Source organism: Pseudomonas reactans (assembly GCF_013385825.1).
Classification (GTDB): domain Bacteria; phylum Pseudomonadota; class Gammaproteobacteria; order Pseudomonadales; family Pseudomonadaceae; genus Aquipseudomonas; species Aquipseudomonas reactans.
In genome coordinates this window covers 402,079-420,500 of sequence record NZ_JACAPG010000011.1, presented here as the reverse complement: position 1 = coordinate 420,500, position 18,422 = coordinate 402,079, and the positions used below count along the sequence as shown (strand labels likewise).

At 61.5% G+C, this 18,422-nt stretch carries 18 protein-coding genes and 1 riboswitch; of the genes, 8 read left to right on the top strand and 10 right to left on the bottom strand.

Translation table 11 applies throughout. The annotated features are described in order from the left end of the window. Window positions 1-7 precede the first annotated feature (7 nt). The 6 genes from HX868_RS13470 to HX868_RS13445 all read right to left on the bottom strand — a co-directional run bounded on the left by HX868_RS13470 (window position 8) and on the right by HX868_RS13445 (window position 7,298). Window positions 8-1,615: a 5-guanidino-2-oxopentanoate decarboxylase gene (locus HX868_RS13470; protein ID WP_177003188.1), complete on the bottom strand. Its 1,608-nt coding sequence runs from the start codon at window positions 1,613-1,615 to the stop codon at window positions 8-10. Continuing rightward, a complete protein-coding gene (locus HX868_RS13465; RefSeq protein WP_177003187.1) occupies window positions 1,605-3,713 on the bottom strand; it encodes an acetate--CoA ligase family protein in 2,109 nt (702 codons plus the stop codon). The genes HX868_RS13470 and HX868_RS13465 overlap by 11 nt, the downstream gene beginning before the upstream one ends. Before the next feature lie 16 nt (window positions 3,714-3,729). Further along, entirely contained in the window at window positions 3,730-4,890 is a 1,161-nt protein-coding gene (locus HX868_RS13460; protein WP_033902111.1) for an acyl-CoA dehydrogenase family protein, read from the bottom strand. Between the two features lie 26 nt (window positions 4,891-4,916). After that, complete coding sequence (locus tag HX868_RS13455) at window positions 4,917-5,708, bottom strand: enoyl-CoA hydratase/isomerase family protein (RefSeq protein ID WP_177003186.1); 792 nt, start codon at window positions 5,706-5,708, stop codon at window positions 4,917-4,919. Window positions 5,709-5,859: 151 nt separating this feature from the next. Continuing rightward, complete coding sequence (locus tag HX868_RS13450) at window positions 5,860-6,498, bottom strand: TetR family transcriptional regulator C-terminal domain-containing protein (protein WP_033902108.1); 639 nt, start codon at window positions 6,496-6,498, stop codon at window positions 5,860-5,862. A gap of 41 nt (window positions 6,499-6,539) precedes the next feature. Next, window positions 6,540-7,298: a class II aldolase/adducin family protein gene (locus HX868_RS13445; protein WP_177003185.1), complete on the bottom strand. Its 759-nt coding sequence runs from the start codon at window positions 7,296-7,298 to the stop codon at window positions 6,540-6,542. Between the two features lie 140 nt (window positions 7,299-7,438). Here HX868_RS13445 and HX868_RS13440 point away from each other — a divergent pair, with 140 nt between their 5' ends. The 4 genes from HX868_RS13440 to HX868_RS13425 all read left to right on the top strand — a co-directional run bounded on the left by HX868_RS13440 (window position 7,439) and on the right by HX868_RS13425 (window position 11,087). Continuing rightward, the gene (locus tag HX868_RS13440; protein WP_177003273.1) at window positions 7,439-9,385 is read left to right on the top strand and encodes an oxidoreductase; all 1,947 of its coding nucleotides are present in this window, start codon (window positions 7,439-7,441) and stop codon (window positions 9,383-9,385) included. Beyond that, window positions 9,382-9,951 carry a cupin domain-containing protein gene (locus HX868_RS13435; protein WP_177003274.1) on the top strand — a complete coding sequence of 190 codons (570 nt, stop codon included), beginning with the start codon at window positions 9,382-9,384 and terminating at the stop codon, window positions 9,949-9,951. Before HX868_RS13440 ends, HX868_RS13435 begins: the two co-directional genes overlap by 4 nt. 120 nt (window positions 9,952-10,071) lie before the next feature. Continuing rightward, a complete protein-coding gene (locus HX868_RS13430) occupies window positions 10,072-10,272 on the top strand; it encodes a hypothetical protein (protein ID WP_177003184.1) in 201 nt (66 codons plus the stop codon). Further along, the gene (locus tag HX868_RS13425) at window positions 10,260-11,087 is read left to right on the top strand and encodes a hypothetical protein (protein WP_177003183.1); all 828 of its coding nucleotides are present in this window, start codon (window positions 10,260-10,262) and stop codon (window positions 11,085-11,087) included. The genes HX868_RS13430 and HX868_RS13425 overlap by 13 nt, the downstream gene beginning before the upstream one ends. 10 nt (window positions 11,088-11,097) lie before the next feature. Here the strand turns inward: HX868_RS13425 and HX868_RS13420 are convergent, their stop codons facing one another. The 3 genes from HX868_RS13420 to HX868_RS13410 all read right to left on the bottom strand — a co-directional run bounded on the left by HX868_RS13420 (window position 11,098) and on the right by HX868_RS13410 (window position 13,388). After that, window positions 11,098-11,865 carry an outer membrane protein gene (locus tag HX868_RS13420; protein WP_177003182.1) on the bottom strand — a complete coding sequence of 256 codons (768 nt, stop codon included), beginning with the start codon at window positions 11,863-11,865 and terminating at the stop codon, window positions 11,098-11,100. Between the two features lie 124 nt (window positions 11,866-11,989). Then, complete coding sequence (locus HX868_RS13415) at window positions 11,990-12,541, bottom strand: DUF3455 domain-containing protein (protein ID WP_177003181.1); 552 nt, start codon at window positions 12,539-12,541, stop codon at window positions 11,990-11,992. 148 nt (window positions 12,542-12,689) lie between these two features. Then, window positions 12,690-13,388, bottom strand: a complete 699-nt coding sequence (locus tag HX868_RS13410) for a hypothetical protein (protein WP_025999809.1) — start codon at window positions 13,386-13,388, stop codon at window positions 12,690-12,692. Between the two features lie 273 nt (window positions 13,389-13,661). Here HX868_RS13410 and HX868_RS13405 point away from each other — a divergent pair, with 273 nt between their 5' ends. Genes HX868_RS13405 through HX868_RS13390 form a run of 4 tightly spaced genes read left to right on the top strand, consistent with a single transcriptional unit; the run spans window position 13,662 to window position 17,645 of the window. Continuing rightward, a complete protein-coding gene (locus tag HX868_RS13405; RefSeq protein ID WP_177003180.1) occupies window positions 13,662-14,510 on the top strand; it encodes a FecR family protein in 849 nt (282 codons plus the stop codon). A gap of 30 nt (window positions 14,511-14,540) precedes the next feature. Then, window positions 14,541-15,419 carry a c-type heme family protein gene (locus HX868_RS13400; protein WP_177003179.1) on the top strand — a complete coding sequence of 293 codons (879 nt, stop codon included), beginning with the start codon at window positions 14,541-14,543 and terminating at the stop codon, window positions 15,417-15,419. 10 nt (window positions 15,420-15,429) lie between these two features. Further along, on the top strand, window positions 15,430-16,833 hold the full coding sequence (locus tag HX868_RS13395; RefSeq protein WP_177003178.1) for a serine/threonine-protein kinase: 1,404 nt from the start codon (window positions 15,430-15,432) through the stop codon (window positions 16,831-16,833). Further along, complete coding sequence (locus HX868_RS13390) at window positions 16,830-17,645, top strand: PP2C family protein-serine/threonine phosphatase (RefSeq protein ID WP_177003177.1); 816 nt, start codon at window positions 16,830-16,832, stop codon at window positions 17,643-17,645. Before HX868_RS13395 ends, HX868_RS13390 begins: the two co-directional genes overlap by 4 nt. Window positions 17,646-17,650: 5 nt before the next feature. Here HX868_RS13390 and HX868_RS13385 read toward each other — a convergent pair whose 3' ends face one another. Next, window positions 17,651-18,046: a carboxymuconolactone decarboxylase family protein gene (locus HX868_RS13385; protein ID WP_038851339.1), complete on the bottom strand. Its 396-nt coding sequence runs from the start codon at window positions 18,044-18,046 to the stop codon at window positions 17,651-17,653. 114 nt (window positions 18,047-18,160) lie between these two features. After that, a riboswitch (cobalamin riboswitch) is annotated at window positions 18,161-18,365 on the top strand. The last annotated feature ends 57 nt before the right edge of the window (window positions 18,366-18,422 follow it).

Sequence of the window (18,422 nt, the reverse complement as noted above, 5' to 3'; positions counted from 1 at the left end):
CTAAAGGTCAACAGGCACAGGCATGTTTCAACTCGATCAAGGTCACGCCATTGCGTTTGAAAGCGTTGCGCAGGTCCGTTTGCAATTCATCCAGGGTGCGGGGCTGGTTCACGGTGCAGCCGAACGCCTGGCCGAACAGCGCGAAATCCGGGTTGCGCGGCAGTACGCCGATGGGCTCGATATCGAGGCTCAACATGTCATCGCGAATCTGGCCAAGCGCGTCGTTGTTCCACAACAGCACCACCAACGGGCTGTCCAGCTCTTCGACGGCGGTGGCCAGTTCCTGGGCGGTGTAGAGGAAACCACCGTCGCCCACCAGCACCAAGCCCGGCCGTTGTGGCGCGCCGAACTTGGCGCCGATACCTGCGGGCAGGCCGTAGCCCAAGGTGCCGTAGCCGGTAGGATGCAACCAGCTGCGCGGCGCACGGCTGCGGTAGGCGTAATTGCCGGTGTAGGCCAGTTGGGTCATGTCGCTGCTGATGAAGGCGTTCGCCGGCAGTTCGGCTTCGATACGGTCGAGAATGGCTTGGTGGATGGACTGCAAGGGGCCGTGCCCCAACTCGACCGCCTGCAACAACGCCCTCACTGTCGAGACGGCGGCCGCAGCGTCGCGCGCTGTGGTCGGCAGACGTTCGAGCAATGCCAGTACGGTCTGCTGTGCATCGCCTTTCAGTGCCACGGCACAGGGGTAGAAATCATTGAATTTGCGCGCATCGATATCCACCCGCAACAGCTCACCGTTGAGGGGCAAACGCTCACGCCAATAGTCGGTGTCGGCCATTTCCGTGCCGACCGCCAGCACCACATCCGCCTCGCTGATCAGTTGCCAGCCAGGTTCGACGCACAGGGTGGAACCGGCATTCAGCGGGTCGTTGATGGGCAGCAAACCCTTGCCGGCCACGCTGGTGAAGAACGGCGCCGCCAACTGGGTGCTCAACCGCTGCAAAGCCTCGCCCGCCGCCAACGCACCGCCACCGGCAATGATCATCGGTCGCTTGGCTGTCGCGAGCTTGGCCACAGCTTGATCCAAGGCTTCAGCGGACGGCAAGCCGCGCCCAGGGCGGCGCACAACTTCGTTGCTCCAGTCCCGTTGGATCGACGCGGCCAACACGTCCAGTGGCACCGAGATATGCACCGGCCGCGGTCGTTCGCTGTCGAAAACGGCGTAGGCGCGGGCGACCAGTTCAGGCAAGTCCTCAGCACTCAATGCCACCGCCGAAAACGCGGTGATCGGCGCCGTGATGGCGCGCTGGTCCTGGGTCTCATGCAGGATGCCCCAACCCTTGCCGAGGCTGACGGTGCTGTTGACGCTGGAAATCACCAGCATCGGAATCGAATCGGCGTACGCCTGGCCAATCGCGGTGGCGGCATTGGTCACGCCGGGACCGGTGATCACAAAACACACCCCCGGCTTGCCACTGACCCGCGCGTAGCCGTCAGCCATAAAGCCGGCACCTTGCTCATGCCGCGTCAGTACATGACGAATGCCGCTGCCGGGCAGGCCGCGATACAGCTCCAAGGTATGCACGCCGGGAATGCCGAACACCGTATCGACGCCATAGTTAGCCAGTAACCGCACCAGGGCCTGGCCGCCGGTCATCACGTTATTGTGCATGTTCATCTCCTAGACGGATCAATGCATCGACCGCCGTGGCGCCCTGGGCATTGACCAACAGTGGGTTCACATCCAGCTCCAGCAACTGCCCGGCGTTGGCGCAGGCGTAGTCCGCCACGGCACGGATCGCGGCGACCAATGCATCCATATCCGCCACTTCCCGCCCGCGAAAACCTTGCAGCAGTGCTGCGCTGCGCAGGCTGAGCAAGGCGTTGCGGATGGCACTGTCGGTGGTCGGCAACAACAGGCTGCGACTGTCCTTGAGCAGTTCCACCAGGATCCCGCCGGCGCCGATGACCAAGGCCAGGCCAAAGTCGTTTTCGCGCTTGATGCCCACGATCAGCTCCGCCAAGGGCGGCGTGGCCATGGACTCCAGCAGCAATTGGTTAAAGACGACATTGGGCGCATAAGCGGCGATTTTCTCGCGCATCTGCTCCAGTGCGGCGGTCAGGGCCATGCCGTTTTGCAGGTTCAGCACCACGGCACCGGCCTCGGTTTTATGCGGCAACTGTGCGCTGACCGCCTTGAGGACCAGGGGATAGCCCAGCAGCTCTGCATCACTGACCGCCCTTCCCGGCGTACTCAGCACCCCAGCCGGTGTGGTCAAGCCGAACGCACGCAGGGCTTGCTTGGAAGCCCACTCGTCCAAAGCCCCGCTGCTGTCATCCAGGGCTTTTGGGCACAAGGGTTCGAGGATCGACTCCCCCCGCTCCAGCAACACGCGACGGTTGTCCTGGTAATCGGCAATTCGGCCCCAAGCGGCCAGTGCATCTTCTACGCCTTGCAGCGCGGCGATCCCCTGAGCATGCAGACGCTCGCGGGCATGGGCCGGCAACAGTTCGGGAAACGCCGAGGTGACAAATCCGGTCTTGCCATGGCGACCGAGCGCGGCGCAGAACAGCTCCAGCAACAGGTCGCACTCCTTGCGCTCGCCGGTGAACTCGGCCGGGTAATCCAGCACCAGCATGGCGGCATCGGCGTCGGTTCGCAGCGCGGTGTCGAGCATCGTGTTCAGGGCATCACGATCGCCCCAGATAGCGGTGGTGAAATCCAGCGGGTTGACCAGGTTGGCGTAGCTGGGCAGCACCTGGGCCAGTTCAGCACGTTGCTCTTCGTCCATTTTGGGCAAGGCCAGATGATTGCGTTCGGCATAATCGGCAATCAGCCCCGCATCGCCACCCGAACAGGCCAGTGCAATCAGGCGCTTGCCCGCTGGAAGATTGCCGCAGGCGGCAGCCTTGAGGGTTTCGACAAAACTCACCGGCCCGCTCACACGGATCACGCCCAGGCGCGCAAACAGGCTGTCGTACAGCGCATCAGAACCAGACAGCGAACTGGTATGACTTAAAGCCAGCTCGGCGCCGATCTGCGACACGCCGGTTTTCAGCGCGATGATCGGAATACCTTTCTCCAGCGCCTTGTGCGCTGCTCGGGCAAACCCCGGCACATTCTTCAAACCTTCCAGGTGCAGGCCGATGGCGGTGACGCGCGGCTCGTCGAGCAGCACGTCCATCAATTCGGCAACGCCCAGTTGCGCCTGATTACCCACGGAAGCCATGTAGGCCACCGGCAGCGAACGGTCGCTCATCGATAGGTTGTAGGCGAAATTGCCACTCTGGGTGAGCACCGCCACGCCCTTCTCCACCGACGTGCCGCCATGGGCGACCGGCCACAGCGCAGAGCTGTGCAGGTAGTCGAGCAAGCCGTAGCAGTTGGGGCCGAGCAATGCCATATCGCCCGCCGCCTTTAAGAGCTGCTGCTGCATGGCGGCGCCGCTGGCACCGGTTTCGGCAAAACCCGAGGCGTAGCAAATCGCGCCACCGGTGCCGATAGCGGCCAGTTCAGCCACGCAGGTCAGCGTCAATTCACGGTTGGTGGCGATAAACACCGCATCCGGCCCGCACGGGAGATCAGCCACGCGGCGCACACAGGGGATGCCATCGAGGCTGTCATATTGCGGGTTGACCAGCCACATCGGCCCGGTAAAACCACCGTCGGCACAGCGCTTGAGCGCGCGCGCCATGCTGCGTCCGCCAACGAATGCCAGGTGCCGGGGTGCCAGCAGACGTTTGAGGTTGTCGCGAATAGCCTGGGACATACGCTCTCCTCGCCGCTTAACGCAACAGTGGCCGCAACAGTTCACGGGCGATGATATGGCGCTGGATTTCCGACGTGCCTTCCCAGATCCGTTCAATCCGCGCATTGCGCCAGATGCGCTCGACCGGCCCTTCATCCATCAAGCCCATGCCGCCGAAAATCTGCACGGCTTCGTCAGCGACCTTGCCCAAGGTTTCGCTGGCAAACAGCTTGGCCATGCCGGCCTCGCCGTCGGTCATGCTGCCTTGGTCCATTTTCCAGGCGGTGTGCAGGGTCAGCAGTTCAGCGGCGCGAATCTGCGTGGCCATGTCGGCCAACTTGAAACTCACGCCTTGGTAGGTGCCGATCGGCTGGCCGAACTGTTTGCGGTCCGCCGCCCATTGCAACGACACATCCAGCGCGCGCTGGGCCTGACCGACGCAGTTGGCGGCCACCATCACACGGCCAGCGGTGAGCCAGGCGTTGGCCACTTCCCAGCCTTTGCCCACTTCGCCCAGTACCTTGGACGCCGGGACGCGGCAGTCGTCGAAGAACATTTCATAGGTGTGATAACCCCGGTTGCTCACGCACTTGGGGCCACGGCGGATGGTCATGCCAGGTGTCCCCCGGTCCACCAGGAACGAGGTCACCGCGTTGCGCTGTCGGCCGTTGTGTTCGTAGGTATCCGTGACCGCAAACACGATGGCGAAATCGGCGTGCCCGGCGTGGCTGATGAAGTGCTTGCTGCCGTTGATCACGAAGTCATCGCCACTGCGCACGGCGCGAGTCTTGATGGCATTGGCGTCGGAACCGGCGCCGGGTTCGGTCAAGGCAAAACAGTCGATTTTCTTGCCTTGCACGCAGGGCAACAGGTAGTCGCCAATCTGCGAGCCCGTGCACGCCATCAGGATCTTGGACGGCCGCGCGACAAACACATGCAGCGCCCACGAGACTTTGGACAACTCCCGCTCGATCAGCGCCTGGGACAGGTAGTCCAGGCCACCACCACCCACTTCTTCCGGCATGTTGAAGGCATAGAAACCGGCAGCAATTGCCTTATCGCGAATCTGCGCAGCCAACTCAGGCGAGACCTCATCGGCACGGTCCACCGCCTCTTCATGGGGCAACAATTCCTTGGCAACAAAACTGCGTACCGCGTCCACCAACATGTCTTGTTCTTGGCTGAGTTGGAAATTCATGGCGCTACCTGTTCGGGGTGTTGTTGTTATTTGCCGGAGAAATTCGGGAGGCGTTTTTCCATAGAGGCGCGCAGGGCTTCGGCGCCATCGGCACTGCGTCCGCACAACAGGCCTGCGGCCAGTTCGGCCTGCAGTTGCTCGGGCAGGCTGCGGTCGGCGCCTTCACGGATCAGGGTCTTGGTTTGCGCGAAGGCGAAGGTCGGGCCGTTGGCCAGGCGCGTGGCGAGTTCGGTGGTGTGGGCGTGCAGTTGATCATCCGCAACCACCTCTGCGACAAGGCCGGTGGCCAGGGCGCGGTCGGCGCTCCACAGTTCGTCAAGGAACAGCAGGCGCTTGGCTTGCTCGCTGCCGATCAGGCGCGGCAAGTGCCAACTGGCGCCGGCGTCGGGCGAATAGGCCATGCTGGTGTAGCCGGCCTTGAAGCGTGCCGATTGGGCGGCGACGCGCAGGTCGCAGCACAGCGTCAGGTCCATGCCCGCACCGACGGCGGTGCCGTTGATGGCGGCAATCGTCGGTTTGTCGAGGCTGTGCAGGCGGGTCATCAAGGCGTGGGCGGTTTCGGTCCAGCCGTAGGTTTCGAGGGCGCCACGGGCTTCGGCATCGGCCCACTCGGCAAGGTCGGCCCCGGCGCAGAAGCTGCGACCGTTGCCGGTCAATACCACCACGCGCACAGCGGGGTCGGCGTTGAAGGCGTCGAGCAAGGCGTGCAGGTGCTTGAGGGTGGGAATGTCCAAGGCGTTGCGCTGCGGACCACGATTGAGGGTGATCCAGGCAACGCCAGCTTGCACATGAGTGAGCACGGGCGAATCGGTAGTCATGGCTTCCTCGAATTATTTTAGTTGGCTTGAGGGGTGCGACATGAGGCGATACTAAACAAGTGTTCAGTAAGAAGGCAATCGGCAAACCGCAAATATTTTCAGAAGGGGAAATGGCCGACCTGAACCTTGCGTTCAGGCGGCTGCAGAAGACTCAGGGTTTGAGCTGATAACGCTGGCGGCCACCGGCCTGCAGGCCATCGACCCAGGCCTCGCAGATCTGGATGCCCTGCTCCGGCGTGAACGTGCCGGGATTGAGCCCCGACTCCAGCCACAACCCGTCGAGCAGTGCGCTCAGGCCGATGGCGGCCAGATCGGCATCGAAGTGCTTCCAGCCCTCCTCCTTGGCCATGTCGGTCAGCGCTGAGCGCATGATGGTGCGGTACTCGCCGTAGGAGTGTTCGTGGGCCAGGTTGATCGCCGGCGCCGTCTTGACCGCGCCCCAGAACACCAGCCAGGCGTCCAGCAGGTGCGGGTCGAGCAATTCGGCGGAAAACGAGCCACGGAACAACGCCGACAGGCGCTCCCGAGGGTTCGGCGGCGCCTTGGCCATGGTTTCGCGCAGCAGGCTCATGACCTGGTCGGTGATGGTGCGGTAGGCCTCCGCCACCAGCTCATCCTTGCCCGAATAATGGTGGCTGATCAGCCCCACCGACACCCCGGCCTCGGCGCTGATCTTGCGGATCGACGCACCCTGGAACCCGTCACGCTTGAGGCACGTGAGCGTGGCCTGGACCAGATTGGCCTTGCGCATTTCCGGGTCCATCCGGGAAAAACGGGATTCCTGGGTCATGCGGTTAATTCCTACGATTGGGTCGGCAGCACGACTCTACCTCAGTCGCGATAACCCGGCGACACCCGATCCAGCATCCTCAGCAACGCCGCCCAGGCCAGTTGCATGGCGTCCAGGTCGACCAACTCACTCTCTTCCAGCGGGCGGCCAGGGTTGTTGAATTGCTGTTCGGTGTAGGCACAGACCTCGGCGGACGGCAGCACCAGCTTGCCACACGCCTGGGCGGCGATCTGTATATCGCAGGCCTTCTCCAGGAAATACATGCGCAGGAACGCCTGGCTGACCGTCTCACCCACCGTCAGCAAACCATGGTTGCGCAGCATCAGCACCGGCTTGTCGCCCAGGTCCCGCACCAGCCGCTGCTGCTCATCCATGTCCAGGGCCACACCTTCGTAATCGTGGTAGGCCACCTTGCCGTAGAACTCCATGGAAATCTGGTTTACCGGCAATAACCCGCACTCCAAGGCCGCCACCGCACAGCCGGCACGGGTGTGGGTATGCAGCACGCACTGGGCGTCTTCGCGGGCGCCATGAATCGCGCTGTGAATCACGAAGCCCGCCGGGTTGACCGCATAAGCCGAGGGCTCCACGGCGTGACCGTCCAGGCCGATTTTCACCAGGCTCGATGCGGTGATTTCGTCGAACATCAGCCCGTAGGGATTGATCAGGAAGTGGTGCTCGGGCCCAGGGATGCGCACCGAAATATGCGTAAAAATCAGGTCACTCATGCGGTAGTGCGCGATCAATCGGTAGCAGGCGGCGAGCTGTTCACGGAGCTGCTGTTCGGTGGAGTGAGTCATTTTTATTCTCCAGGCACGGGGTTGGTGAGGGCGACGCTAATCCAGTCACCAGTAAAAAAACAAGTTGATTTTTTACTGGCGCTCGCCTCCTATAGAAAAATAACAATAACAGCGCCTGGAGTATCTTCACCATGTCGCACCTGACCTTTCCCCATCTGTTCGAGCCTCTGGAACTGCGCGGCAAGCGCCTGAAAAACCGCATCATGTCCAGCGGGCACGACACCTCGATGCCCACCGATAACCGCGTCAATGCGCAATTGATCGCCTACCACCGCGCACGGGCCGAGGGCGGTGTAGGGTTGATCGTATTACAGGTGGCCGGGGTGCATGACAGCGCGCGCTATACCTCCCATGTGCTGATGGCGACCGACGACAGCTGCATCGACGGCTACCGCGAACTGGCCGAAACCTGCCATGCACACGGCACCGTGGTGCTGTCACAGATCTTCCATCCGGGACGCGAAATCATGGAGTCCGCCGATGGTCTGCTCGCCGTGGCGTACTCGGCGTCAGGGGTGCCGAATGAACGCTTTCGCGTGATGCCACGAGCGCTGGACCAGGCGATGATCAACGAGATCGTCGCGGGTTATGCATCGGCGGCCAGGCGCTTGCATGAAGCCGGGATCGATGGGGTGGAAGTGGTTGCCAGTCATGGGTATCTGCCGGCGCAGTTTCTCAATCCTCGGGTAAACCGGCGTACCGATGATTACAACGGTTCTTTGGAACATCGGTTGAGGTTCTTGAGGGAAATCATCGAAGCCGTAAGGGACGCCACCGACGAACAGTTCATTATCGGGCTGCGCATTTCTGCCGATGAACGCGACGCCGAAGGCCTCACTGAAAACGAGTCCCTTGAGGCCGTTCAACACCTGCAAACCCAGCTGGATTACGTGCATATCGTCGCGGGCACATCAGCGTCTCTGGGCGGCGCAGTCCATATCGTGCCGCCCATGGCGATTGCCGCCGCATACCTCGCCAGCGAGGCGGCCACATTCAAGGCCAGCCTGTCGATTCCGCTATTCGTCACAGGGCGAATCAATCAGCCCCAGGAAGCCGAACTGATATTGGCGCGGGGCCAGGCCGATGTCTGCGGCATGACGCGTGCGTTGATCTGCGACCCGCTGATGCCGGCCAAGACCCTTGAGGGCCGTGCCGAAGATGTGCGGGCGTGCATCGCCTGTAATCAAGCCTGCATCGGTCACTTTCACAAGGGGCTACCGATCTCCTGTATCCAGCATCCCGAGACCGGCCGCGAGCTGGTGTTTGGTGTGTTGCAACAGGCAGTGAAGTCCAAACGCATCATGGTGGTGGGCGGTGGCCCGGCAGGCATGAAAGCAGCGGCAGTCGCCGCGCAACGCGGGCATGACGTGACGCTGTATGAAGCCAGCGGGCAATTGGGCGGGCAAGTGTTGCTGGCCCAACTGCTACCACGGCGCAGCGAATTCGGCGGCGCCAGTACCAACCTGCAACGTGAAATGGAACTGGCGGGGGTACGGGTGGTGCGCCATACCTGGGTCGATCGTGCGCTGGTGGAACAGGAACAGCCCGATCACGTGATTATCGCCACCGGTGCCGAGCCTTATTGGCCGGCCTTCGAACGCGGTGGCGCACTGCAAGTGGTGGACGCGTGGCAGGTGCTGCGCGAGCAGGTCACGCTGGGCCGCTCGGTGGTGGTCGTCGACTGGCGTTGCGACTGGATCGGACCCGGCATTGCCGAGCGCCTGGTGCGCGCCGGCCATCAGGTGCAATTGGCGGTCAATGGCACGCACTGTGGAGAAAACCTGCCGCTGTATGTACGTGATCAATTGGCTGGCGAACTGCATCGGCTGGGCATCCCGATCATCCCTTACTCCCGCCTCTATGGCTGTGATGACACCACGGTCTACTTGCAACACACCGCCAGCGGCGAGCCGATGCTGCTGGAAAATGTCGACACGCTGGTGTTGTGCCAGGGCCACCAGCCGGTGGACACTCTGGGCGCGGAGTTGCAAGGCTTGGTGCCCTTTGATCGCATCGGCGACTGCCTGGCCCCGCGCACCGCCGAAGAGGCGATCTACGAAGGACTCAAGGTAGCGTGGAATCTGTGACAGACAATCCCCAGCAACTGTTTCTCGGCACGCGCATTCGTGGGCTGCGCAAGGCGCGTGGCCTGACCCTCACGGCCCTGGCGCAGGCCAGCGAATTGACGGCCGGCTACCTCAGCCAGTTGGAGCGCAACCTGGCGTATCCATCGATTCCCGCATTGTTCAATATTGCCCGCAGCCTGGGCGTGACCATCCAGTGGTTCTTCGCCAGCGAAACCGTAGCCGCTGTCGAGGACGAAGGCTATGTAGTGCGCAAAGGCAACCGCCAGAGCATTCACTACGAGGACGGCATCGTCGACCAATTGCTGACGCCGTTGCCCAACCACCAACTGGAAATGCTCCAATCAAGCTTCCCGCCGGGTACGTATAGCCAGCAGAGCTACAGCCATGAAGGCGAAGAAGCGGGGTACGTACTGAGCGGCCAGTTCGAGTTGTGGGTGAGTGAGCGACACTTCCTGCTGCAGGCCGGTGACAGTTTCAGCTTCGCCAGCCGTGAGCCCCATCGATACGGCAACCCTGGCAAGGTAGAAACCGTGGTGATCTGGGTGATTACACCGCCGACGTTTTAGGCAACCATACAAATGGAGACGTTTCCTACAGGAACCGGCGACAGTGGCAAGGCGGCCATCAATGGTGAGGGGCCCTTTCGCTTGCTATAAAAATGGCTACTTCTCTTCGAGGATGTCGCCATGTCGTTATTGCATTTGCTGTTTGGGAAGCCGACCCAGGATGAGTGGGAGCGTGCGAAAGAGATCAAGTCCCGTAAAACATGGAAAGTCGTGTACGGAGGCATCGGCTTGGATGCCGCCGAAGTGTTGGAGTCGCAGGGTTACAAGGACGCCATGGAGCAACTACGTAAAATGGAGGCTGATCATTCATGGGCTTGCTGATCATCGTCCCCTTGCTGGTCAGCGGATACATGGTCTGCATCAGGCACCCCTTTTTCTACGTACGCCTGCACCGCTTCCAAGGACAACTGCTCTATTTGCAGGTGGCCAGGATGGGAATGGCTTGCCTGATCGCTTCGACCCTCCTGACTGCAGCCGTTCTGGCAGTGTCAAAGCAGGCGGTCCCGATCATGGGTCATGTCATTGCAACAGACTACAGCAGCTACTTGGGCACGCTATTGATGCAGCTTGATATTGCCAACGAAAAAAACGCCACGCTATGGGTTTTCCTGATGCAGGTTGGCCTGACGGCCCTGGTAATTCCTTTCTTCTGGTCAGCGTTCTATGTGGGCGTGAGGAAGAAAATATTGCAACTGGAAACAGACATCCAGCTCCACTCGCTGCTGGCGCTGGGTGTCCTCGAGGGCACGCCTTTCAGAGTCTTGCTGAGAGAGTCCATCGTGCAGTGCAGGCCGTGCATGTTCAGCTTGAACGATCGCAAGGTCTATGTCGGAATCGTACTGTTCGCCGGTACACCGACCGAGTCCGAAGGTGTCGATCATGCCTTCACGCTTATCCCCATACTCAGCGGCTACCGAGACAAGGACACACTGGAGGTCACGCTGAATACTCACTACTCAAATGCAGCCACCCCGCCCCCCATCACACTGATCCAGGAAAATGTCGTTTCCGCCACACAGTTCGACTTCACTCTCTGGAACGCGATCCATACCCGCAAAACCCGCAAGCCGCGACAGGGCGAGTTCCATCAACACCGCCCCGCGCGTCCGATGCACGCTGAAAGCCTCTGCGCCTGAGGCTCCAACGTCAGTCAAACTTCCAGTTCAACCCGACGCGTAACATCTGCCCATCGTTCTTGAACTTGGAATCATAGCCAGTCCCTGCTCCACCGCTGCCCGGAATCACCGCGACGTTCAGCTTGTCTTCACCCAGGTCGTAGTACAGGTATTCGGTCTTGAACGACAGGTTTTTGGTGATGGCCTGTTCGATACCCGCACCCACCGTATAGCCCATCTTGAAATGACTCTGGTCGCCGCTGAACTGGGTATTGCCGGTAGGGCCGAACATGTCAACGCTCTGGCTGGTTTCACCATAGGCCAGACCCGCCGTGCCGTAGACCAGGGTGTGGTCGAACGCATAACCGAAGCGACCGCGCAGGGTCCCAAGGTACTTGATCTTCGATTCGAATTTATTGTTCAGCGCCAAGCGGGTGTTGAGTTGAGCGGTGCCGATGTTTCGGCTGTCTTGCAGATCGGTATGGGAGATATCCGCTTCGATACCGGCCACCCACTGGCCGAACTGGTAGTTGTAACCGAACTGTATGCCACCTATGAGGCCGTTGCGGTCCAGGTCCACACGGCCAGGGCGTGCACCGCCATTGATGTTGGCGATGTTCGGTGCGGCCTGGCCTTTGGTATCGACATCGCCGTTGCCACCAAAGCCGTAGCCGGCACTCAAGCCGCCGTAGAAACCGGTCCAGTCCGTCGGGCCTTCGGACGAATAGGCATCCGCCGCCTGGGCGCAGGTTGAAGCAACAACAGTCAGTGCCGTAGCGGCAAGTAAACGCTCGATCATGTGCAGAGCTCCTAGGTTTTTTAGTGGTGTAACAGGCACAGCTTCGCCGCACGCCGAAGGCAATCGGCGCGAGGAATCAATTCATTTCGAGGGGTATTACTGAGCCGAACGGTCCGGGATGAGGCTACTGACCGAGGAAGCGGTAATCGGCGCTGTAGGGCTCCAGGTGCAATTCACCGACCTGGGCACAACTGCCGCTGAATACTCCGCCCAAGGTATGCAGGCGCTCCACCGCGACCACCTGTTCCAGCCCGCCGTCGCCTTGATGGCTCACTACACCAAGGCGTAGCAGCGGAATGTCCTGGGCACTCGCCCCCGGTGCCTGGGCAATGACCTTGCCGACCACTGCGCTGCGATCATCCAGTTGCCAAGTGGGCCCGGCGAAATGTCGGCCAACGGTCTTGCCATTGATCATCAGCGTGGCAAGCGGCTCACGAAACTGCCAGGCAAGTTGACCACTGTTGTCACGAGCACAGGTATAGATCTGCACGCCGGCAGCCCGCACGGTCATCAGCACTTTCCTGGCCGAGTCATTGGCAGGTTCCGGCAAGTCCTGTGCCTGTGCCCGCTGCGCATCGACAGCGCAGATGACCAGTACAATCAGGCCGATCACTTGCACGACCAGCAGCGCCAGACGATTACGTCGGGTGATGTCATCAGGATCGGTATCACTCATTTTTCGCCTGCCAGGAGAAGGGTCAAGCAGCGTCTGGTTAATCATGTTGAAGTCCGTCGGTAGCGGCTGGTTATCAGCGTCTGCAGGATGAACAACCGACCCGAACCGTTTATTCCCGACTATTTTCCAAGCCGGGCAAAAACCTCGCCTACCAGACTTCGATCTCCAATTCCGCGAGCTGACTGGCCGGTGTCGGCACGGCCTTGCCGCTGTGCATCACACCCTGGCGTGGCGGCTCGCGCTTGAGGTTCGGCACCGGTATCCGCCCGCCTCCGCGTACCGTTTGAGCGCCGACCATCGCGAACTGTCCATTGGCGAAGTTCAGCCCCACGCCATTCTGGCGCTGGAAGTAGATCCACCAGCGTTCCTCCTCAAACTTCATGAACGCGAACCCACGGGGATACGCCGCTTCGCCATAGTCGTCAAAGGTCATCGCGGTGGCGAAACCCAGGCCATGCCCGTCGGAACGACTGAGGTATTCCTTGTTCAGGTAATCACTGCCGCCCTGTACGTGAAACACCCGGTAAGTGAGGTCATCAAGTTGATCAATCAGGATCGAACAACCACTGAAATCCGGCGTGAACACGTACCCGGTCGCCCCGGGGTTGACCGGGATATCGCAAAAATCGCCCTGGGGAACCCAATGCCCCATCAGCGGCCGTTCGATCTTGCCAAAATCACCCGGCTTATCCAGGGTGGCCAGTCGGTATCCACCGGCTTTATGGCTGTTGACGTCAAACACGTTGATCCCCTTCACCAGGCTTGGAGGAATACGTTTGGCGGTCATGAAGTTCTGTTGCAAAAAGGTCTTGGTGGACGACAACGCAGTCATGCACGTAGTGGTCATAGGTGCTCCGGATAGAAGAAAGATGCAGACGTCTCGCCAATCCTTGTAAACGCCGTTCGAATCACGGGAAATCATCAGAAGAACACCCTCCCCGGACGCTTTATTCCATGATTTCGTTTAATCGAAATGCGCGTTTTCCATGCAGATAATTGTCTTCTTCCTACGGCCAGTCAGCCGGTAGCCTTCGGCCCTGCGATGCCTTGCGCACGCACTAACACCGGCTGTTGCTACAGCATCGGTGCCTGACCCCAGTGCTCGATAGATGGCGCCCACGTGAAAAAACTTTCGATAGTCCTCTTGCTCACCGGCTTGCTCCAGTTGCCGCACGCCCTGGCGGCGCCAGCCACTATTGGCGTGATCGCCTATGCGGAAAAACCGCTGAAGCTGATACGCGCCACCACCCTCTACACCGTGGGCGTCGGCACCCGACTGCAAGGGGGCGATATCCTGCAAACCGGTGCGGCTGGCGTTCAGATCGAGGGCATTGCGTCGACTACCCTGGCATTGGGTCCCGACACCCGCATCTTGATCGCCACCAACCGCACCGCCGCACAGATCAATCTGCTCAACGGCTGGCTGAAGCTGCAACCGGTGGCGGGCAGCACGCACGCCAACCTGGCAGTGACCACTGGTGCCCTGGCGTTCACCGCCACCCAGAGTTCGAGCGTGATTCACGTGACCCCACGCCAGACCGAGATGTTCGTCGAGGACGGCAGTCAGGTGGTCAATGAGCTAGACGCCCACGGCAAAGGTGAGCACAGCGTCACCCTGGGCCACGAAGACTTTTCACAACGCAGCGCCGGCAGCGCCCTCAAGCGCGTGCCACGCCCCGAGCAGGCATTTATCGACGCCCTGCCCCGCCAATTCCTCGACCCGCTGGTACCACTGGGCAAGAAAATCCCTGCCGCATCCGAGCCGAAAAAGGAGCGTGACGTCACCTACGACGACATTGCCCCTTGGGTTGTCAGCCCGCTCAATCTCAGCCAACAGATGCTCGCCAACCGCTTTGCGCCGCGCCTCAACGACCCCGCGTTCCGCCAGGCGGTGAAGGTCAACCGTGGCGGGGTGCTGGAGTGGGAGCTGGAGCTGTTGCGCCTGGAACGTCGCAAGAATGCGCACTGATCCCCATCACGTCGGTCCCCGAAGGTCTTTATGAAACTGTCGCTTGCGGTCAAATTCAACGTGGTGTTCCTGGCGGTGTTTATCGTCGGCTTTATCGCCACCAGCCTCTCAACCCACTACATGCTGCAACAGAGTGCGCGCCGGGAAACCCTGGAAACCGCACGCATGCTGATGCGCTCGGCCTCCGCCGCCAGCACCTACACGGCCGAGCAGATTGTGCCGCTGCTGGAGAACCGCCTGAAGTTCCAGTTCCTGCCGCAATCGGTGCCGGACTTCGCCGCCATTTCGCACCTGCAGGAACTGCTCAAGTCTTACCCGGACTACGCCTACAAAGAAGCCACGCTCAACCCCACCAACCCGCGTGACCTGGCCAACGAATGGGAAAAAAACCTGATCAGCACTCTGCGCAGCCAGCCGCAGACCGACGAAATGGTGGGTGAGCGCGCCGATGACAAAGGCACGTCGCTCTATATCGCGCGACCAATCCAGATCAAGGACGCTGCCTGCCTGGCCTGCCACAGCACGCCAGATGCAGCGCCAAAAACCATGGTCGACATCTACGGAGCGGTGAACGGCTTCGGCTGGAAACTCAACGACACCATCGGTGCGCAACTGGTCTCGGTGCCACTGGACCTGCCGATGCAACGCGCCAGAAGCCTGCTGCACAGCTACATGCTGTCGATGCTGGGAATTTTCGCCGTGTTGTTCGTGGCCTTGAACGTGGCGGTGCACCTGTTTGTCACCCGACGCCTGCGGCAGATGTCGGTGCTGGCTGACCGCGTCAGCCTGGGCGAAACCGATGTGCCGCCGATGGACGTCAGCGGCAGCGACGAGTTGGCACGCCTGGGTCAGTCCTTCGGCCGCATGCGTACCAGCTTGGTCAGCGCCATGAAGATGCTTGAGGAATAGGGCCGCGATCATGCTTGAACAACTCGGCAAATACCGCATCGACAGCGTGCTCGGCAAAGGCGCCATGGGCACGGTGTACAAGGCGTTCGACCCGAACATCGCCCGCACCGTGGCGCTCAAGACCATCCGCAAGGAACTGTTCGGCGACAGCCAGCACGCCGAGTTGGTCAGCCGCTTCAAGAATGAAGCGCAGGCTGCCGGCCGGCTGATGCATCCCAATATCGTCGCAGTCTACGATTACGGCGAGGACGAGGGCTCGGCGTATATCGCCATGGAGTTCGTCGAAGGCACACCACTCAACACCTTGCTGGCAGCACAAACGGCCCGTGACCTCAGCCACAGCCTCGGCTGGATGCGCCAGTTGCTGCTGGCCCTGGAGTACGCGCACTCCAAGGGCGTGGTGCACCGCGATATCAAGCCGGCGAACCTGCTGATCACCGCCGACAACCACGTCAAGGTCACCGACTTCGGCGTCGCACGCCTAGACTCCTCCACGCTTACCCAGACCGGCTCGATGATCGGCACCCCCAGCTACATGTCGCCGGAGCAATTCTGCGGCGAGTTGATCGACGGTCGCTCCGACGTGTTTTCCGCGGGGATCGTGCTGTACCAACTGCTCACCGGCGAGCGACCGTTTTCCGGCTCGGCCACCATGGTTATGCAGCAGATTCTCAACCAGACGCCGGTGGCACCGTCGAGCTTGAACCTGGCCCTCGACCCGGCGTTGGACAGCGTGATCGTCCGCGCCCTGGCCAAGCGCCCGGCCGACCGCTACCCCTCGGCGCACGCCTTTCTGGATGACCTTGAAGCGCTGCTCGGCACCACCACCGGCAGTTGGACCAGCGCCGATATCGACGATGATCGCACCGTGCTGATGCGCCCCAACCAACCCTTGAGCAGCGGCGTGACAGCGTTGGCGACCGAAGCGGTGGACACCCTCACGCCGTGGAAGCTGGCCGTGATGCCCGAGCTTGAGTCGCTGCTGTCCCACCAGATTGGTCCGCTTGCGCGCTTTCTGGTACGCAAGAGCCTCAATGGCGCAGATGATTTTGACGGCATCTGCGCCGCATTGTTGCCGCATATTCCATCGGAGCGCGGCCGTGAGCAGTTCGCCAGCGCCAGCCAGGCGCTGTTCCAGCGCCTCAACCCGCCGACTGCTGCGCCCGAGGTCGTGACTGAACCCACCGCGATTGTCCCGAGCGCCGAGGTGATTCCTGCGCCAGTCGACCCCGACTTCGCGCACATGGCCGAACGCCGGCTGGCGGTGCTGATCGGTCCCATCGCCCGTATCGTGGTCAGTCGCGCCTTGCGTGCAACTTCATTGCGCCAACCCTTTGTGCAACGGTTGGCCGAGTCTATCGAGAGCGAGGCCCAGCGCCTGGCGTTCCTCCACAGCTTCGAGCCCCTGCCATGACCGACTCCCCCCTCAGCGCCTGCGGGCCCCATCGTCTGGCCTGCGCGGTCGCCTATGGGGCCAGCGATGTCGGCACGGTACGCCAGAGCAACGAAGATAACTTTCTGGTGGAGCCCAGCCTCAGGTTGTTGGCCGTGGCTGACGGCATGGGCGGCCATGAAGCCGGCGCCCTGGCGAGTGCCGAAGCCTTGATCAGTTTGCGCCAGGCGCTCAACGCCGACCGTGTCGACCCACTGAACGACGGCAGCGACCCGGACGCCACCTGGTCGGACCCGGACATGCAAGCTGCCGGCCGCCTGCACAACGCCATCGACCAAGTGAACCAGTGTGTCTACCAGCAAAACGTGGCACGCCAGATGAGCGAAGGCAGCGGCATGGGCACCACCCTCACGGGAGCATGGCGCCCGCATGCCGATGGACCACTGTTGCTGTTCCACGTAGGCGACAGTCGTTTGTACCGCTACCGCGACGGTGAGTTGAGCCTGCTGACCCGCGACCAAACCTGGTATCAACAAGCCCTTGAGGCCGGCAAAGTCGACCGCTTGCCGGCACGCAACCTGCTGTTGCAAGCGATCGGCCCGGGACCACGGGTAGAACCGCAAGTACGCGTGCAACCGGTGCAGCCCAACGACCTGCTGATGCTGTGCAGTGACGGCCTGCACGGTTGCGTCCCACACCAGGAAATGGCCCAGGTGCTGGCCGCTGCGGGCCGCGACACGCTGGACACCGCCTGCCAACGGCTGATCCACCTCACCCGCGAATACGCCGGGCGCGACAATGTCACGGTGCTGCTCGCCTGGTTCGACGGCTGAATCGTCTATGGCAGCTTGAACGCCTCGTCCACCGGCACGCGGTAACCGGTGGCCAGGCGGTTGGTTTCGTTGGCCATGCCGACCACCGCCTGCAACTCGCCGAACATCTCGTCGGTCATCCCCGCCTTGCGCGCCGCCGCCGTGTGGGACGCAATGCAGTACGGGCAATTATTGGTCACGCTGACAGCCACATAGAGCAGCTCCTTGGTCAGTGGGTCCAATGCCCCCGGTGCCATGATTTCCTTGAGACTTTCCCAGGTACGACGCAGGGTCGGCGGATGGGCGGCCAGGCATTTCCAGAAGTTGTTGACCTGATCGACCTTGCGTGTGCGCATGATGTCGTCATAGACCGCCCGCACTTCGGGGCTGGCATCGGCGTATTCGGTGAGATGTTGAGTCATAAGATGTCCAACGCGGATGGAGAGTGTTGTGGAATACCGCGCCGCCCCCATTGCTGGCAAGTGAAGCCTGAAAATCCTGGATGACGGAGTTGACGAACGGTCATGCGAATGTTCAGATGCCGCCCTGTTTCAGGTGCCCCCTGCCGCCGTGCTTGGGGTGAAACGGGAAACCGGTACGCTCTTTTGAGCCAGTCCGGTGCTGCCCCCGCAACGGTATTCGCGTGACCCCTTCGACACACCACTGTGGCCTGCGCGCCATGGGAAGGTGAAGGGCTCCATACGCGAGAGCCCGGAGACCGGCCTGGAATTTCTGTTAGGCAAACTCCTGCGGTGGGCGGGCATGGGCCGGTGTCGGTGTGTGCGCGATGCCTTCTCC

Bases quoted from the DNA above. Each gene is read 5' to 3' on its own strand.
- HX868_RS13470 (WP_177003188.1), bottom strand. From the start codon at position 1,615: ATGCACAATAACGTGATGACCGGCGGCCAGGCCCTGGTGCGGTTACTG.
- HX868_RS13465 (WP_177003187.1), bottom strand. From the start codon at position 3,713: ATGTCCCAGGCTATTCGCGACAACCTCAAACGTCTGCTGGCACCCCGG.
- HX868_RS13460 (WP_033902111.1), bottom strand. From the start codon at position 4,890: ATGAATTTCCAACTCAGCCAAGAACAAGACATGTTGGTGGACGCGGTA.
- HX868_RS13455 (WP_177003186.1), bottom strand. From the start codon at position 5,708: ATGACTACCGATTCGCCCGTGCTCACTCATGTGCAAGCTGGCGTTGCC.
- HX868_RS13450 (WP_033902108.1), bottom strand. From the start codon at position 6,498: ATGACCCAGGAATCCCGTTTTTCCCGGATGGACCCGGAAATGCGCAAG.
- HX868_RS13445 (WP_177003185.1), bottom strand. From the start codon at position 7,298: ATGACTCACTCCACCGAACAGCAGCTCCGTGAACAGCTCGCCGCCTGC.
- HX868_RS13430 (WP_177003184.1), top strand. From the start codon at position 10,072: ATGTCGTTATTGCATTTGCTGTTTGGGAAGCCGACCCAGGATGAGTGG.
- HX868_RS13425 (WP_177003183.1), top strand. From the start codon at position 10,260: ATGGGCTTGCTGATCATCGTCCCCTTGCTGGTCAGCGGATACATGGTC.
- HX868_RS13420 (WP_177003182.1), bottom strand. From the start codon at position 11,865: ATGATCGAGCGTTTACTTGCCGCTACGGCACTGACTGTTGTTGCTTCA.
- HX868_RS13415 (WP_177003181.1), bottom strand. From the start codon at position 12,541: ATGAGTGATACCGATCCTGATGACATCACCCGACGTAATCGTCTGGCG.
- HX868_RS13410 (WP_025999809.1), bottom strand. From the start codon at position 13,388: ATGACCACTACGTGCATGACTGCGTTGTCGTCCACCAAGACCTTTTTG.
- HX868_RS13400 (WP_177003179.1), top strand. From the start codon at position 14,541: ATGAAACTGTCGCTTGCGGTCAAATTCAACGTGGTGTTCCTGGCGGTG.
- HX868_RS13395 (WP_177003178.1), top strand. From the start codon at position 15,430: ATGCTTGAACAACTCGGCAAATACCGCATCGACAGCGTGCTCGGCAAA.
- HX868_RS13390 (WP_177003177.1), top strand. From the start codon at position 16,830: ATGACCGACTCCCCCCTCAGCGCCTGCGGGCCCCATCGTCTGGCCTGC.
- HX868_RS13385 (WP_038851339.1), bottom strand. From the start codon at position 18,046: ATGACTCAACATCTCACCGAATACGCCGATGCCAGCCCCGAAGTGCGG.